General features: G+C 65.2%; 15 protein-coding genes. 5 read left to right on the top strand and 10 right to left on the bottom strand.

What is annotated here, in order from left to right; genetic code table 11:
* Positions 1 to 62 precede the first annotated feature (62 nt).
* The 3 genes from E7681_RS04010 to E7681_RS04020 all read left to right on the top strand — a co-directional run bounded on the left by E7681_RS04010 (position 63) and on the right by E7681_RS04020 (position 2,282).
* Positions 63 to 707: a pyrimidine 5'-nucleotidase gene (locus E7681_RS04010; RefSeq protein WP_136337991.1), complete on the top strand. Its 645-nt coding sequence runs from the start codon at positions 63 to 65 to the stop codon at positions 705 to 707.
* A gap of 106 nt (positions 708 to 813) precedes the next feature.
* Complete coding sequence (locus E7681_RS04015) at positions 814 to 1,017, top strand: hypothetical protein (protein ID WP_136337992.1); 204 nt, start codon at positions 814 to 816, stop codon at positions 1,015 to 1,017.
* Between the two features lie 62 nt (positions 1,018 to 1,079).
* The gene (locus E7681_RS04020; RefSeq protein ID WP_136337993.1) at positions 1,080 to 2,282 is read left to right on the top strand and encodes a UbiH/UbiF family hydroxylase; all 1,203 of its coding nucleotides are present in this window, start codon (positions 1,080 to 1,082) and stop codon (positions 2,280 to 2,282) included.
* Between the two features lie 95 nt (positions 2,283 to 2,377).
* Here E7681_RS04020 and E7681_RS04025 read toward each other — a convergent pair whose 3' ends face one another.
* From E7681_RS04025 to E7681_RS04035, 3 genes are all read right to left on the bottom strand, one after another.
* Positions 2,378 to 3,505: an aminotransferase class V-fold PLP-dependent enzyme gene (locus E7681_RS04025; protein ID WP_136337994.1), complete on the bottom strand. Its 1,128-nt coding sequence runs from the start codon at positions 3,503 to 3,505 to the stop codon at positions 2,378 to 2,380.
* A gap of 74 nt (positions 3,506 to 3,579) precedes the next feature.
* Positions 3,580 to 4,035: an Lrp/AsnC family transcriptional regulator gene (locus E7681_RS04030; RefSeq protein WP_136337995.1), complete on the bottom strand. Its 456-nt coding sequence runs from the start codon at positions 4,033 to 4,035 to the stop codon at positions 3,580 to 3,582.
* Positions 4,036 to 4,087: 52 nt separating this feature from the next.
* Entirely contained in the window at positions 4,088 to 4,543 is a 456-nt protein-coding gene (locus tag E7681_RS04035) for an Lrp/AsnC family transcriptional regulator (RefSeq protein WP_136337996.1), read from the bottom strand.
* Between the two features lie 132 nt (positions 4,544 to 4,675).
* Here E7681_RS04035 and ilvC point away from each other — a divergent pair, with 132 nt between their 5' ends.
* Together ilvC and E7681_RS04045 are read left to right on the top strand one after the other, a co-directional pair.
* A complete protein-coding gene (gene ilvC, locus E7681_RS04040; RefSeq protein WP_136337997.1) occupies positions 4,676 to 5,698 on the top strand; it encodes a ketol-acid reductoisomerase in 1,023 nt (340 codons plus the stop codon).
* A gap of 72 nt (positions 5,699 to 5,770) precedes the next feature.
* Positions 5,771 to 6,688, top strand: a complete 918-nt coding sequence (locus E7681_RS04045; RefSeq protein ID WP_246032403.1) for a DMT family transporter — start codon at positions 5,771 to 5,773, stop codon at positions 6,686 to 6,688.
* On the opposite strand, the gene folP is transcribed toward E7681_RS04045, so the two are convergent.
* The 7 genes from folP to E7681_RS04080 form a co-directional block, all read right to left on the bottom strand.
* On the bottom strand, positions 6,678 to 7,691 hold the full coding sequence (gene folP / locus E7681_RS04050) for a dihydropteroate synthase (protein ID WP_136337998.1): 1,014 nt from the start codon (positions 7,689 to 7,691) through the stop codon (positions 6,678 to 6,680). The genes E7681_RS04045 and folP overlap by 11 nt on opposite strands.
* Positions 7,692 to 7,724: 33 nt before the next feature.
* Positions 7,725 to 8,642 carry a dihydroneopterin aldolase gene (locus tag E7681_RS04055; protein ID WP_136337999.1) on the bottom strand — a complete coding sequence of 306 codons (918 nt, stop codon included), beginning with the start codon at positions 8,640 to 8,642 and terminating at the stop codon, positions 7,725 to 7,727.
* A gap of 96 nt (positions 8,643 to 8,738) precedes the next feature.
* Positions 8,739 to 9,356: a cell wall hydrolase gene (locus tag E7681_RS04060; RefSeq protein WP_136338000.1), complete on the bottom strand. Its 618-nt coding sequence runs from the start codon at positions 9,354 to 9,356 to the stop codon at positions 8,739 to 8,741.
* Between the two features lie 169 nt (positions 9,357 to 9,525).
* Entirely contained in the window at positions 9,526 to 12,081 is a 2,556-nt protein-coding gene (locus tag E7681_RS04065; RefSeq protein WP_136338001.1) for a putative PEP-binding protein, read from the bottom strand.
* A 153-nt stretch (positions 12,082 to 12,234) separates the two neighbouring features.
* On the bottom strand, positions 12,235 to 14,460 hold the full coding sequence (gene glyS / locus E7681_RS04070; protein WP_136338002.1) for a glycine--tRNA ligase subunit beta: 2,226 nt from the start codon (positions 14,458 to 14,460) through the stop codon (positions 12,235 to 12,237).
* 1 nt (position 14,461) lies between these two features.
* Complete coding sequence (locus tag E7681_RS04075; protein ID WP_136338003.1) at positions 14,462 to 14,989, bottom strand: DUF6446 family protein; 528 nt, start codon at positions 14,987 to 14,989, stop codon at positions 14,462 to 14,464.
* Positions 14,986 to 15,918 (bottom strand): glycine--tRNA ligase subunit alpha, encoded by a 933-nt coding sequence (locus E7681_RS04080; protein ID WP_136338004.1) that lies wholly within the window; start codon positions 15,916 to 15,918, stop codon positions 14,986 to 14,988. Before E7681_RS04080 ends, E7681_RS04075 begins: the two co-directional genes overlap by 4 nt.
* Between the last annotated feature and the right edge of the window lie 30 nt (positions 15,919 to 15,948).

Raw genomic sequence — 15,948 nt, forward strand, 5'->3', positions numbered from 1 at the left:
GTTTCGCCTGCGATCAAGCCCAGCTTCTTGCGCCTTTCGTCGCGGCAATCTAGCGTCGGATCATGCCAAAGGAAGCTTTCAGTCACGTCACTTTCTGGGTTTTCGACCTGGACAACACGCTTTACCCGCCCCGCGCGCGCCTGTTCGACCAGATCGAACAGCGCATGACGGCCTATGTGATGCGGTCCTTGGGCGTGGATCAGGCCCGCGCGAACCACCTGCGGCAACACTATTGGCAGACCTACGGCACCACGCTGGCCGGGCTGATGCACGAGCATGACGTGGACCCGCTGCCCTATCTGGACGAGGTGCACCAGATCAGCCTGTCGCATCTGGAACCCGACAGCGCCCTTGCCGCGGCGATCACCGCCCTGCCGGGGCGCAAGATCGTCTACACCAACGGCAGCGCACCCTATGCGCGGCGGGTGCTAGAGGCGCGCGGGCTGGACGGGCTGTTCGATGCGGTATACGGCGTTGAAAACGCTGGGTTTATCCCCAAGCCGCAACCCGACGCATTTCGCAAGATATTCGAGGCCGACGGGCTGGACCCGACCCGCGCCGCCATGTTCGAGGACGACCCGCGCAACCTGGCCGCCCCCCATGCAATGGGGATGCGGACGGTGCACGTCGCCCCCGCCCCGCATCAGGCCGAGCATATCCACCACCACACCGACGACCTGGCTGATTTCCTGACCCGTCTGCGCTGACGCATTTGTGATCGCGTCCGCTTGCCGCAGTGCGGCAATCCGGCTCATTAAATTCGCAAACGTGAATGTTAAATGGCTCTTTACCCTCATTTAACAGGATAACGACATGACCGCGATCGACGCCACCAACGCCCCCGCAACCGAAACCAAGACATCCTCGCCCGATACGATCCTCCTGCTGGCGACCCTGCTGGCGCTGGTCGCCTGGGGTGCCTCGGTGTTCTTCTTTGGTGTGCCCGGTCTGTACATCCCCGCGCTGGCGCTGGTGCCGGTGATGTATGTGCTGCTGATCATCATCTCTCGGGGATGACAGGATGCCGCTTGGAATGCCCCCCTGTTTGGCACTAGGTTGCCGCGCAGGAGGCATTCCAGATGAGCACCCAAGACGTTGATATCCTGGTCTCCGGCGGCGGCGTCGCCGGGTTGACCGCCGCGGCCGTGTTCGGATCGGCCGGTTTCTCGGTCCTGTGCGTGGACCCGACCCCCCCTGTGACAGAGCGTGACGCCGCCGGTTCCGACCTGCGGACGACGGCGTTTTTGCAACCCGCGCAGGCTCTGCTAGAGCGCGCGGGCCTGTGGCAGCGTCTGGACGCCTATGCCGCGCCGTTGCAGATCATGCGGATCGTGGATGCAGGCGGCGCGGTGCCCGAGCCGAGAATCGTCAAGGATTTCAATGCCTCAGACATTTCCGAGCGGCCGTTTGGCTGGAACCTGCCCAACTGGCTGCTGCGCCGGGAAATGGTGGCGCGACTGGCCGAGATGCCCAATGTCGAGTTTCGCCCCGGCACCGGCACCGCCAGCCTGTTCACCCGCGAAGCCGAAGCCCGCGTTGGCCTGAGCGACGGCACGATGGTGCGCGCACGGCTGGTGATCGCGGCGGACGGGCGAAACTCGCCAGTGCGCGAGGCGGCGGGCGTGAAGGTGAAGACCATCCGCTACGGTCAAAAGGCGCTGGCCTTTGCCGTCACCCATCCGATTCCGCATGAGAATGTGTCTACCGAGATTCACCGCTCGGGCGGGCCGTTCACGCTGGTGCCCCTGCCCGATTACAACGGTCTGCCCTCCTCGGCCATTGTGTGGATGGAGCGCGGGCCCGAGGTGCTGCGGCTGGCCGAGCTGCCCGAGGCCGAGTTCGAGACGGCGATGAACGAACGCTCCTGCGGGCTGTTCGGACCGCTGACGCTGGCCTCGCGCCGGACGGTGTGGCCGATCATCAGCCAGTATGCCGAACGCATGTATGCCGAGCGCGTGGCGCTGGTGGCCGAGGCCGCTCATGTGGTGCCGCCGATCGGAGCGCAGGGGCTGAACATGTCGCTGGGCGATATGCGCGTGCTGCTGGAGCTGGCAGAGGCCGCCCCCGAGCGGCTGGGCGATGCGCAAATGCTGGAGGCCTATCACCGCAAGCGTCACATGGAAGTGCGCGCACGGGTGGCGGGGATCGACGTGCTGAACCGCGCCTCGATGATGGAGGCGCGGCCGTTGCGCGATCTGCGCGCGGCGGGGCTGAACGCGATCTACTCGCTGGCGCCGGTGCGCAAGACCATGATGCAGCTGGGACTGGGGACGAAGGGGTAAAAGGGGCGCTGCCCCTCTGGCCTGCGGCCATTCACCCCGGGATATTTGGAAAAAGAAGAAGCCCGTCCCGGTGTCTGGGGCGGGCTTTGTTGATCTCAGAGGACTTGGTCGATGACCGTTTTCAGGCGGTTGAGCGTGGCGGGCACATCGTAAAGTTTGTCGAGCCCGAACAGGCCGAGGCGGAAGGTCATGAAGCCTTCGGGCTCGTCGCAGGCGAGCGGGACGCCGGCGGCGATCTGCATGCCGAGGGCCGCGAATTTCTTGCCGTTCTGGATCTCGGGGTCGGTGGTGTAGCTGACGACCACGCCGGGGGCTCCGAAGCCTTCGGCGGCGACCGAGGTCACGCCCTTGGCGGCCAGCATGGCGCGGACGCCGTCGCCCAGCTGCCATTGCGCGGCCCGCAGGCGGGAGAAGCCGTAGGCGCGGGTTTCCTGCATGGTGTCGCGGAAGGCGCGCAGGGCGTCGGTGGGCATGGTGGCGTGGTAGGCGTGGCCGCCGTTTTCATAGGCCTGCATGATCGCGTGCCATTTCTTCAGGTCGATGGCGAAGCTGTCGGACTGGGTGTTGGGCAGACGGTCGAGCGCGCGTTGCGACATCATCACCAGACCTGCCGAGGGGGAGGCAGACCAGCCCTTTTGCGGGGCCGAGATCAGCACGTCGACGCCGGTTTTGGTCATGTCGACCCAGGCGCAGCCCGAGGCGATGCAGTCGAGCACCATCAGGGCGCCGACCTCATGCGCCGCTGTGGCCAGGGCGGTGATGTAGTCGTCGGGCAGGATCAGACCGGCGCTGGTTTCGACATGGGGGGCGAAGACGACGTCGGGCTTGGCCTCGCGGATGGCTTGGGTCACTTCCTCGATCGGGGCCGGAGCGAAGGGGGATTGCGCGCCGTTGCCGGTTTGGCGGGCCTTGAAAACGGTGGTCTGGGCGGCGAAATTGCCTGCCTCGAAGATCTGGCTCCAGCGATAGGAGAACCAGCCGTTGCGCACGATCAGCGCGTGGGCGTCATGGCCGAACTGGCGGGCGACGGCCTCCATCGCGTAGGAGCCGCCGCCGGGGACGAGGGCGACACCATCGGCGTGGTAGACCTCTTTCAGCATGCCCGATATGTCGCGCATCACCTGCTGGAAGGTGGCGGACATGTGGTTCAGCGAGCGGTCGGTGAAGACGACGGAAAATTCCAAAAGGCCGTCGGGATCGACGGTATCGAGCAGTGCAGGCATGTGTTCTCTCCCAAATTTGGGATAGGGGTAGCGCGGTTTGGCGGGCTTGTCCAAGTCTACCGTCGCATACAGGGTCAGAGCGGACCGGGGCGGCGTTCTTCGGAGAGCATGACGTTCGCCTCGACGTTGCCGACGCCGGGAAGGGCCATGATGCGGCGGCGCAGGACGCGCTCGAAGTCAGAGATGTCGCGGGCGACGATCTTCAGGCGGTAGTCGTAGATGCCGAGGATGTGCTCGACGGTCTGGACCTCGGGGATGGCGGTGACGACGCGCTCGAAATCCTCGAGGCTGACGCGGCCCTTGGTGGCCAGTTTGACGCCCAGAAAGACGGTGACGCCGAAGCCGAGCTTGTCGCGGTCCAGTACAAGGCGGCGACCCTTGATCGCGCCGGAGTCGTGCAGGCGCTTGATGCGGCGCCAGGTGGCGGGTTGGCTGAGGTTGAGGCGGCGACCAAGGGCCCCGGCGGAGAGGGTGGCGTCTTGTGCAAGGGCGCGCAGGATCTGGTGGTCGATATCGTCGAGGTCGATCATGGGTGTCGGGCCGTGGATTGAGTATTTGGATCAGAAAGAAGCTGGGAGGCGGTCAGACGGGGAGAACTTCGTCTTCCTTGATGCGGGCGACGTGCATCAGGGCGTCGAGGTCGGCGATATGCGGCAGGGTCAGGATGCGGCTGCGGTAGATCTGCTGGTAATGCGCCATGTCGCGGGCGATGACAGAGAGGCGGACGTCGACCTGACCGAGGAAGGTCTGGATTTCCAACACCTCGGGCACCTCGCGGGCGGCGGCGAGGAAATCGTCGAAGGCGCGCGGGTTGGTTTTGTCGAGGGTGATGCGGAGGGAGACCTCAACCTCGTACCCAAGCGCGCGCCAGTCGATGACGGCCTGTTGGCCCAGAAGGATGCCTTGCGCCTGCATCCGTTCCAGCCGTCGCCAGCAGGTGGCGGCGGTGATGCCGGCGCGTTCGGCCAGATCCGCGGTCGAGAGGCCGGGATCGGCCTGGAACTGGCGCAGAATGCGCCGATCGGTGTCATCCAGCATGATTTTTCCGACTATTGGCTATTTTGAGAATGATTTCTTACACGAATTGCGAAGATCGTCAAAGTTTGAAACCCAAATGCGCCGGTTTCCGCAGATAGTGCGCCCAGAACACAATAAGGAAGGAGCGCCAAAATGCGCGTTTACTACGATCGCGATTGCGACATCAACCTGATCAAGGACATGAAAGTGGCCATCCTGGGCTACGGTTCGCAAGGCCACGCCCACGCGCTGAACCTGCGCGACTCGGGCGCCAAGAACGTCGTCGTCGCGCTGCGCGAAGGCTCGCCCTCGGCCAAGAAAGCCGAAGCCGAAGGCCTGAAGGTCATGGGCATCGCCGAAGCGGCAGCCTGGTGCGACCTGATCATGTTCACCATGCCCGACGAACTGCAGGCCGCGACCTACAAGGCCTATGTCCACGACAACCTGCGTGAAGGCGCTGCCATCGCGTTCGCCCACGGCCTGAACGTGCATTTCGGCCTGATCGAGCCGAAGCCCGGCGTCGACGTCATCATGATGGCCCCCAAGGGCCCCGGCCACACCGTGCGTGGCGAATACACCAAAGGCGGCGGCGTGCCCTGCCTGGTGGCCGTGCATCAGGATGCTTCGGGCAAGGCGCTGGAAATCGGTCTGTCGTATTGCTCGGCAATCGGTGGCGGCCGTTCGGGCATCATCGAAACCAACTTCCGTGAAGAGTGCGAAACCGACCTGTTCGGCGAGCAGGCCGTTCTGTGCGGTGGCCTGGTCGAGCTGATCCGTTGCGGCTTTGAGACCCTGGTCGAAGCCGGTTACGCACCGGAAATGGCCTATTTCGAGTGCCTGCACGAAGTGAAGCTGATCGTCGACCTGATCTACGAAGGCGGCATCGCGAACATGGACTACTCGATCTCGAACACCGCGGAATACGGCCAGTACGTCACCGGCCCGCGCATCCTGCCCTACGAGCAGACCAAGAAAGCCATGAAGGACGTCCTGACCGACATCCAGCAGGGCAAATTCGTGCGTGACTTCATGCTGGAAAACGCTGTTGGCCAGCCCACCATCAAGGCCTCGCGCCGTGCCAACGACGAGCACATGATCGAAGCCACCGGCGCCAAGCTGCGCGGCATGATGCCGTGGATCTCGGCCGGCAAGATGGTCGACAAGTCGAAGAACTAAGGCCGGGCCGGATGGCCTGATCTTTGAACCCCCGGCCTGCACGCCGGGGGTTTTTCCTTTCAGGAGGGGCGGATGGAGCCGCAGATCACCAAATCCAGCTGGCTGATGGTCGGCATTCTGGGCTTCGTCTGGGGGTCCACCTTCATGGGGATCGAGATCGCCCTTGGCGGTGGCATCCCGCCGTTCTGGCTGGCGACGGGGCGGTTGGCGATTGCGGCGGCCGTGCTGGCGGTGGTCTGGGGGCGGCAGGGCTGGCGGCTGGCGCTGGACCCCGATCAGCGGCCGACCTGGGCGCAGATCGTGTGGACCGGGGCGGTCAGCTCGGGCATTCCGTTTTTGCTGCTGAACTGGGGGCAGACGCATGTGACCTCGGGGTTTGCGGGGACGGCGATGGCGGCAGTGCCGATCTTTGTGCTGCCGCTGGCGCATGTCATGGTCGCCGGAGAGCGGCTGAATGCGCGTAAGATCATCGGCGTGGGCATGGGCGTGGTGGGCGTCTGGCTGCTGGTCGGTCAGGGCGCGCTGACCGGATCGGGTGCTGCGTTGGAAATCTGGGGCCAGCTGGCCTGTATCGCGGTGGCGCTGTGCTATGCGGTCAACTCGATCACCATCCGCCGGTTGCCGCCGGTCGATCCGATCGGGCTGACGACGCTGATGATGGCCTCGGGTGCGGTGATTACCCTGCCGTTTTCCGTGGTGTTCGAGGGGGTGCCGCCGGTGCCCTCGGCCAACGCTTTGTGGGCGCTGCTGGGGTTGGGCGTCGTATCAACGGCGGCGATGAACCTGCTGCGGGTGCTGGTGATCCGCTCGGCCGGGCCGACCTTTCTGACGCTGGTGAATTACCAGGTGCCGGTGTGGTCGGTGGTGCTGGGCGCGTGGCTGCTGGCGGAACCCCTGCCCCCCAGCCTGATCTGGGCGCTGGCGTTGATCCTGTCGGGCGTCGCGCTGGGACAGTTCGGCGCGCTGAAGCGGCTGTTTGTCAGCCGCTGACCCGCCCATCGCTGACCGCTGTCCACAGGTTCAGGGCCGAGCGCGTCTCGGCCACGTCATGGACGCGCAGCATCTGCACCCCGTCCAGAACCGAGCGCAACGCAACGGATAAAGAGCCCGCCGCGCGGTCCTTTGGTTCCGGCGCGTTGCCGATGGTCCCGATGAACCGCTTGCGCGACACGCCCAGCAGGATCGGGCACCCCAGCGCGTGGAACAGCGAAATCCGGTTCAGGATCAGCAGGTTATGCTCTAGCGTCTTGCCGAACCCGATACCGGGATCGACCATGATCTGCCCGCGCGGAATGCCCAGCGATTCCAGATGGGTGACGCGCTCTTCGAGGAAGTCGTAAACCTCTAGCAGGACGTTTTCGTACTGTGGCGACAGGTGCATCGTCTGTGGATCGCCTTTGGTGTGCATCACCATCACCGGCAGATTTTCCGCCGCGCAATAGGCACCAAGGGCCGCGTCGAAGGTAAAGCCCGAGACATCGTTCACGATATCGGCCCCGGCGGCAATCGCGGCCTGCGCCACCGGCTGCTTGCGCGTGTCGATCGAGATCGGCAGCCGCATTTCGGCCCGGATGCGGCGGATCACGGGGGTCACGCGGGCGACCTCTTCGCCGACCGAGACCCAAGCCGCGCCGGGGCGGGTCGACTCGCCGCCCACATCGATCAGGTCCGCGCCTTCGGCCATCATCTGGCGGGCATGGGCAAGGGCCGCGTCGGGCGCGTCATGGTCGCCGCCGTCGGAGAAACTGTCGGGCGTCACGTTCAGGATCCCCATCACCGAGGGGCGCGACATCGGCACCCCGGCGATGTCCGGGCGCGGGGCGATCAGACGCTCCAACACCTCGGGCGGGGCGTCCTGCGCGGGGATCAGATGCGCGCCGCTGCGGGTCAGCACCTCGATCCGGTCGAACCAGGCCCAGCCACCGGCAAGGGTCAGCGCGCCATCGGGGCGAGCGCTGTCGATCTGGGGGATGGGGCGGTAATAGCGTTTCATGACATCCTGCGCGGCGGGCCGAAACGGGTGCGGTCAGATCATTTTCACGTCTGCGGCTACGGCCCGCAAGGGCAATGTGTCGTCTTGGGGCAGGTCCTCGCCGATGATGACGACGTCGGCGGCCTGCATCGCACGGGCGAACCACAGCACCAGCGCTAGCGCATCGCGCGGCTGGGCCGAGGGGCCGTCCACCGCATCCAGAACGATCTTCGAGGGCGCCCAGACGCTGAGCTGGTCGTTCTTCATCGACCAGTCCAGCTCGGTCCGGGTGTTGACCACCACGCAGCGCTTGTCGCGCCCGGCCAGAACCCAGGCGTTCTGTTCAATCGCCAGCAGGTCGATGCGGCGCTGCGCCAACGGGTTCGAGGCGCGCGGCGCGGCAATGTCGGGCGCGCCGACGCACAGGATGGTGGGGCGATGCTCGGCCTCCAACTGGTCCAGCCAGTGACGCAGCAGGGGCGAGGCAATCGCGGCGTTCGACAGGTACACCACCTGCGGATGGGGCTTGTCCTCGGGGTGGTCGGCGGGGTGCACGTCCTTGCGGGCGCGCACGATCTCGACGCCCAGAGCGCCGGGGCCCCGATCCAGTTTCTCGATCCGCACAAAGACGCGCATGGCCTGGGGTTCGGCCAGGATGCGTTCGGCGATCCGCTCGGCCAGGGTTTCCAGAAGATTCAGACGTTCGGCGGCCAGTTCGTGAGCGATCGCCTCGGTCACTCGGTCGTAGGACAGGATGCGATCCACGTCGTCATCGACGGGGCCGGTCAGCGGCTGCACCTCGACCACGATGTTGAAGCGCACACGCTGGGTGGTGCCGCGTTCCTTTTGGAAGGCGCCGATTTCCACCTCGACGACATGGTCGCGCAAGGAAATGCGATCCAGCGGCCCGTCAGCCGTGCCCTCGGCCCGTTCCGACGGGTGGCCAAAGGCCCACTTGAGTTCCTGCGACATGCTTTCCTTCCGTCCACCGCTACGCCGCCACCCTACCCGCTAGGCGGGCGGGATGACAGACAGGTTCCGCCCAAATGGCGGACAAAACCGGCATACTCAGTTTTGCGACAACTCGGTCTGGGGACGATAGAAATGGTGCACGCCAATCGTCGTCGTCCGGGCGAATTTACGCGACCATTTCGGCGCAACGGCGTTGGTGTGGTAGTAGGTCGCCCCGTCGGTCAGCGCGCGCGGCGCCCCGCTGAGGATCAACTTGGCCACCTTGCCCACGCGTTCGAACGCCTGCGGATTGGCGATCACCTCGGCATGGCCGTCGCAGGTAAAGGTGAACTGGCACTGGTATTTGCGGCCGGTGCCCTGATGAATCACACCGCACACCGTGTCGGGGAAACGAGGGCTGTCGACACGGTTCATGATGACCTCGGCCACCGCGAACTGGCCCTTCACGCTTTCGCCGCGGGCCTCGAAATACAGCGCCTCGGCCAGGCAACGCCATTCGTCACCGCCCTGTGCCGAGGGCAGCCCTGCCAGCCATTCCTTGGAATAGCTGATGTTTTCAACCTTGCCCGTGGGGTGCAGCAGTTTGCTCAGACGGGTGGCAGAAAGCCCAAACAACCCGCGCTGTTCCTGCTTCAGCACCTGGTCCATCGGGGTGTCGGCAAAGGCCGGCGTCACCACCGAAAGGGCCAGAACAAAGGCCAGAAAGATACGCATTTTTTCAGTCTCCGAACCACGCCGAAACCCAAAGGAACCCGGCAATAGCACCTGCCCCTTAGAGAAAATTTTCGATTTCGTCCACCCACGCCCCCTTGACAACGAAAAAGGCACCGGCGGAGCATTGCCGATGCCTTCGATTCATAAATAGAAAGTCCTTACGAAACTGTTACTTAGCTTCGGGGAAGCGCATTTTGTCCCTGACTGCTAATTGAGCAGCCGCCAGTCGCGCCACCGGCACCCGGAAGGGCGAGCAGGACACGTAGTTGAAGCCCGCAGCCCGGCAGAAGGCGATTGATTCGGGGTTGCCGCCATGCTCGCCGCAGATCGACAGGGTCAGGTCCGGGCGCACCTCGCGGCCGCGCTCGGCGCCGATGCTCAGCAGCTCGCCCACGCCGTCGGTGTCCAGCATGTGGAACGGGTCCTCGGGGAACACGCCCTGCTGCACATAGGCCGACATGAATCGCCCCGCATCGTCGCGCGACAGGCCATAGGTCATCTGCGTCAGGTCGTTCGTGCCGAAGGACAGGAAGGCGCTGAACGGCGCGATTTCCCCGGCCCGCAGGGCGGCGCGCGGCGTTTCCACCATGACCCCCAGACGGTAGGCGAAATTCACCCCGGTTTCGTTGCGCACGGCGGCGGCGATGCCGTCGATGCGGGTCTTGACCAGCTCAACCTCGCGCTTGGCCGAGACCAGCGGGATCATCACCTCGGGCACCACCGGATCGCCATCGCGGCTGGCCTCGATGGTGGCCTCGAAAATCGCGCGGGCCTGCATCTCGTAGATCTCGGGGACAGTGATCCCCAGACGCACGCCACGCATCCCCAGCATCGGGTTGTATTCCGACAGCGCCTCGACCCGGCGGGTCACGTCAGACAGCGGCAGATCCAGCGCTTCGGCCAGTTCACGGTGGCCCGCACGGTCGCTGGGCAGGAATTCGTGCAAGGGCGGATCGAACAGGCGGATGCACACGGGTTGCCCCTGCATGATGCGGAAAAGCTCCGCAAAGTCGGCGCGTTGCATCGGCAGCAACCGCTCCAGAGCTGCGCGGCGATCCTCGCTGTCATCGGCAAAGATCATCTCTCGCATCACGGTCAGGCGGTCGGCCTCAAAGAACATGTGCTCGGTCCGGCACAGGCCGATCCCCTGCGCCCCGAAATTGCGCGCGGTGGTCGCGTCCGCCGGGGTGTCGGCATTGGCTCGCACGCCGATGTCGCGGTGCTCGTCCGCCCAACCCATCAGGGTCTGGAACGCGTCGTCCTGCGCGGCCTCCAGCATCGGGGCTTCGCCAGCCAGAACCTCGCCATTGGTGCCGTCGATGGTGATGATGTCGCCCGCGCGGAATTCCCGCCCGTCCGGCGCCATCAGAGTGTTGCGACGGGTGTTGAACGTCAGGCTGGACGCGCCCACAACGCAGGGCAGGCCCATGCCGCGCCCGATCACGGCCGCGTGGCTGGTCATCCCGCCCCGCTCAGTCAGCACGGCGACGGCCGCATGCATCCCGCGCACGTCCTCCGAGGACGTCTCGCGCCGCACCAGAATACACGCCTCGCCACGCGCGGCACTGGCCTGCGCCTCGGCGGCAGAGAACACGATCCGGCCCGACGCGGCACCGGGGCTGGCGGCGATCCCGCGGGTGATGCGGTCGCGCTTGGCCTCGGGATCGATCTGACGGTGCAGCAATTCGTTGATGGCGCGCGGCTCGATCCGGGTCAGCGCCTCTTCCTGGGGGATGATCCCGTCCTCCGCAAGGCTGACAGCGATCCGCACGGCGGCCCGCGCATTGCGCGCCACGCGCACCCCGTCCAGCAGGTGGACATGGCCGTTCTCGATGGTGAATTCGGCCTGCATCTCTTCGCGCAGGCGGGTACGCATCAGCTGCGTGTGCCGGATCAGATCATCGAACGCCTCAGGCTCCAACTCTTGCAGCGAGGGCCCACGCGGATCACGCTCCAGGAACATCGCGCCCGCACCGGCGGACAGCGCGTCGCGCCCCTGGCTTTGCGAAAGGTAGCGCCCGGTGATTTGCGGCAACCCGGTTTTCGAGTTCACCAGCTGGATCACGCCCGAGCCACATTCGCCCAAGCCCAGCCCCAGCGCCATCTCCTGCACCACCAGGCCCAAACCTGCATCCGCAGGCGCGCCCTTGGCTTGGCGCAGCAGACGGGCGGTCGTGCCCTCCCACGCGCGCGCCATGGATCGCAGCACCTCGCCCAGTTGAACCGCCGGGTCCTGCGGGAATTCTTCCTCGGTCTCGTCCTCATAGGCGCGCAACGCCTCGGACAGCCCTTCGGGCCCATCCAGCCCGACATCGTCGAACACATCCGGGTCCAGACGCGCCACATGCACCGCATAGGCCTGCACGAAACGCAGATACATCGCGCTGGCCGCGTCCTGACCCAGCCGGTCGCTCAGGTCCACATAGACCGCATCGTTCATGCCGATATTCAGCACCGCCCCCGGACCGCCCCAATCGGGGTCCTCGGACGAGGGTCGCACGCACAGCAGCGGCGCCGCCCCGAACGGCTCCATCAACGCGCGGATGTTGGGCATCTCGCCCGACGCGATCCGATGTACCGCGTCAAAGCTCAGCGCCACGGTCTTGGGCACCGGCAAATCCAGGCGCACCAGGCGCTGCAAACACTTCGCGCGTCCCCCGTGGCTCGAGGCCGTCATCGGCGCGGTCGGCGTGATCAGGGTGATATGAGGATCGTTCTGCTGCACTGCGGCACCTTTCGTGAATGGCCGCAGAATACGCCGACCGGTCCACAAGGCAAGCCCGCGTCCGGATATTTCCGAACACGGGCTTTCTTCTTTTTACAAATATCCCGGGGGAGGCCGCCGCAGGCGGTCGGGGGCAGCGCCCCCTGCCCCGTTTCAGCCCTCGATCCGGTTCAGATCGGCGACCGACAGACAGATCGTGCGAATGCGCGACAGCAGGTTCAGGCGGTTGCGGCGGACGATCTCGTTGTCCGAGTTCACCTGCACCCCCTCAAAGAACGCATCGATCGGCGCCCGCAAAGAGGCCATCGCCCGCATCGCGCCCTCGAAATCCTCGCCCCCCATCGCCGGGGCAATCTGCGCCTCGGCCGCGTCCAGTGCTGCGAACAGCGCCTTTTCGACCACGGTTTCCGCGAATTTCACGTCCGCGCCATAGGAATACTCAACCCCGTCCTTGGCCTCGGCCTGGGTCAGGATGTTGTTGGCCCGCTTGAAGCCTTGCAACAGGTTCTCGCCATCGTCCGAGGACAGGAACTCGCCCAGGGCCTGCGCGCGTTTCACCAGCAGGGTCAGGTCGTCATTGCCCGGCATCGACAGGCAGGCGTCGATCACGTCGTGACGCAGCCCCTGATCGCGCAGGTAGACCTTCAGCCGGTCATGGAAAAAGGCCAGCAGATCGGCGCTGATATCCGGCACGGGGCCGGTCACGGCCTGTACGGTTTCGCGGGTGGCCGATTGCGCGCTTTGCAGCACGGTTTCCAACGCCGCACCGAACACACCGTGATCGGCGATCTCGTCCAGCATGGCGTTCAGCGCGTCCAGGCTGTCGCCCTCGGCATCCGACTGGTTGATGTGGTGCTTCAGCAGCTGGCTGTCGATGAAGCGGTCCAGGTTCACCCGGATATCGCCCGACAGGATGATGCGGATCACCCCCAGCGCCGCACGGCGCAGCGCGAACGGGTCTTTCGACCCCGTCGGTTTTTCGTCAATCGCCCAGAAACCCGTCAGCGTGTCCAGCTTGTCAGCCAAAGCGACGATCGAGGACACCGCCTCGCTTGGCACGTCATCCGACGGACCCAGCGGCGCATAGTGTTGCTGGCAGGCGTTTGCCACGGCCTGCGGCAGGCCCGCGGCCTCGGCATAGTAGCGGCCCATCAGGCCCTGCAGCTCGGGGAATTCATACACCATTTCCGAGCTCAAGTCGGCCTTGGCCACTTGTGCGGCCTGCTGCGCCAGACCCGCCTCGACCCCCAGCACCGGCGCGATTTCGCGGGCCAGCGCGGCGATACGGTCGATCCGGGCGGCCTGGGTGCCCAGCTTGTTGTGGAAGGTCACGTTGGACAGGCGATCCGTCCATTCGCTCATGCCCTTCTTGGCGACGCGCAGGTCGTTCTCCCAGAAGAATTTCGCATCCGACAGACGCGCCGACAGCACCTTTTGGTTGCCCGCCAGAATGGTCTTGCCGTGGTCGGTGGTTTCGCGGTTCGCCACGGTGATGAAGCGTTCGATGCGGCCCGTCTTGGGGTTCTTCACCGAGAAAAACTTCTGGTGCTCTTTCATCGAGGTTTGCAGCACCTCGGGCGGCAGGCCCAGGAATTCCTCGCCGATCTGGCCCATCAGCACGACCGGCCATTCGACCAGACCCGACACCTCGGCCAGCAGGCCGCGATCCTCGACAACCTCCAGCCCGGCGGCAAAGGCCATGTTGGTGGCGTCGTGCCAGATCGCCTCGGCGCGGTCGGTGGCCGACAGGATGACGTGGTCGCGCTTCAGCTTGGCGGTGTAATCGTCAAAGCCGTTCACGCTGAACCGGCCCGAGCCCATGAAACGGTGGCCCTGCGTGGTGTTGCCCGACACGATGCCGTCCACGTCCATCGGCACGACCTCGGCCCCGGCCTCGGTGGTCAGGATGCACAGGATCGAGTGCAGCGGACGCACCCAGCGCAAGCTACCAGCGCCCCAGCGCATGGATTTCGGCCAGGGGAAGTTGCGGATGGTCGCCTCCAGCACCTCGGCCACGATCTCGGCGGCGGGGCGGCCCGGCTTCTCGACCACGGCAAAGAACACGCGGCCCTTCTTGTCGTCCCGTTCAACCAGCTGGTCGCGGGTCAGACCAGCGCCGCGCAGGAAGCCCTCGATCGCCTGTTCGGGCGCATCGACGCGCGGACCCTTGCGTTCCTCGCGCAGGGTCGGGCTGCGGTCCAGCAGGCCCTCGACCGTCAGCGTCAGACGGCGCGGCGTCGAAAACGCGGCGGCCGAGGCATAGGTCAGACCGGCCTCGACCAGGCCATCGGTGACGCGGGCGCGCAGATCCTCGGCGGCCTTGGCCTGCATCCGGGCGGGGATTTCCTCGGAAAAGAGTTCGATCAGCAAATCGGGCATGTCAGTAGCCTTTCGGCGGAGTTGGGCAATCTGCGGGGACGGGTTCGCCGTTGAACACGACCTCGCCGCAATGGTTGATCTGGTTCCAGACAAAGCCGCGCCCGTCGTCCATCACGGCGACAATGCGGTCGATGCCATAGTGAAAATTCGCCTGCCCCAGAAAGGCCAGGGCGGTGCCGTTTTCCAGCGCGTGGCCCAGTTCCTTGGCGTCGAAACAGCCGAACCAGCCGGGCGCGACCAGCGGCTCGGCCTTGGCGTAGGGCTTGTACGTCTCGGTCAGCATGGCCTGGCTATGGCCGGTGGTGAAACAGGCACGATACCGGATCGGAGAGCTGTCGGAATCGATCGCCTGGAAATTGTCATAGACGATGCTTTCCGGCACCCCCGAGGACAGCGACGTGATCATCACGTCGTCGGTCCCGTTGGCCGATACCTCGTCATAATAGGCGTAAACCTGCAGATAATACATCGCCACACCGGCGACCAAAGCCGTAATCACGATCAACCCCGCCAGCAGTTTCCCGGTCATTCTGCAGCCCAGCCCCCGGCCTCGGTCTGCACGAAGGCGTCGGCGCATTGCTTGGCCAGCGCACGGACGCGGCCGATATAGGCCTGACGCTCGGTGACCGAGATCACGCCGCGCGCGTCCAGCAGGTTGAACAGGTGGCTGGCCTTGATGCACTGGTCATAGGCCGGGTGGGCCATGATGATACGCTTGCCGGTCTTGGGGTCGACATGTTCGGCCGACAGAATCGCCTCGCACTCGGCCTCGGCCTCTTCGAAATGCTTCAGCAGCATCTCGGTGTTGGCGGTGTCAAAGTTGAAGCGGCTGTATTCCTGCTCGGTCTGGCGGAACACGTCGCCATAGGTCAGCGCGATCGGCGCGTCGGGCGCGTTGAAGGGCATGTCCATGACGTGATCGACGCCCAGCACATACATCGCCAGACGTTCCAGACCATAGGTCAGCTCGCCGGACACCGGGTGGCAGTCATGCCCACCGACCTGCTGGAAATAGGTGAACTGCGACACTTCCATGCCGTCGCACCAGACCTCCCAGCCCAGACCCCATGCGCCAAGGGTGGGCGATTCCCAGTCGTCCTCGACGAAGCGGATGTCGTGCAGATCCATGTCGATGCCGATGGCCTGCAACGAGCCCAGGTACAGGTCCTGCAAATTCGCCGGGCTGGGTTTGATCAGCACCTGGTACTGGTAGTAATGCTGCAGACGGTTCGGGTTCTCGCCATAGCGCCCGTCGGTGGGCCGGCGCGAGGGCTGCACATAGGCCGCCGCCCAGGCGCGCGTACCCAAGCTGCGCAGCGTGGTCGCCGGGTGGAACGTGCCCGCGCCGACCTCCATGTCATAGGGCTGCATGATGGCACAGCCCTGCGCGGCCCAATACGCCTGAAGCCTCAGGATGATCTCTTGAAAGCTGCGCGGTTTCACACTCGTCTCTGCCATCGGTCCAGCCTCTGTCGGGGCCTTGCGCGG

Source organism: Thalassobius vesicularis (assembly GCF_004799325.1).
GTDB lineage: Bacteria > Pseudomonadota > Alphaproteobacteria > Rhodobacterales > Rhodobacteraceae > Thalassobius > Thalassobius vesicularis.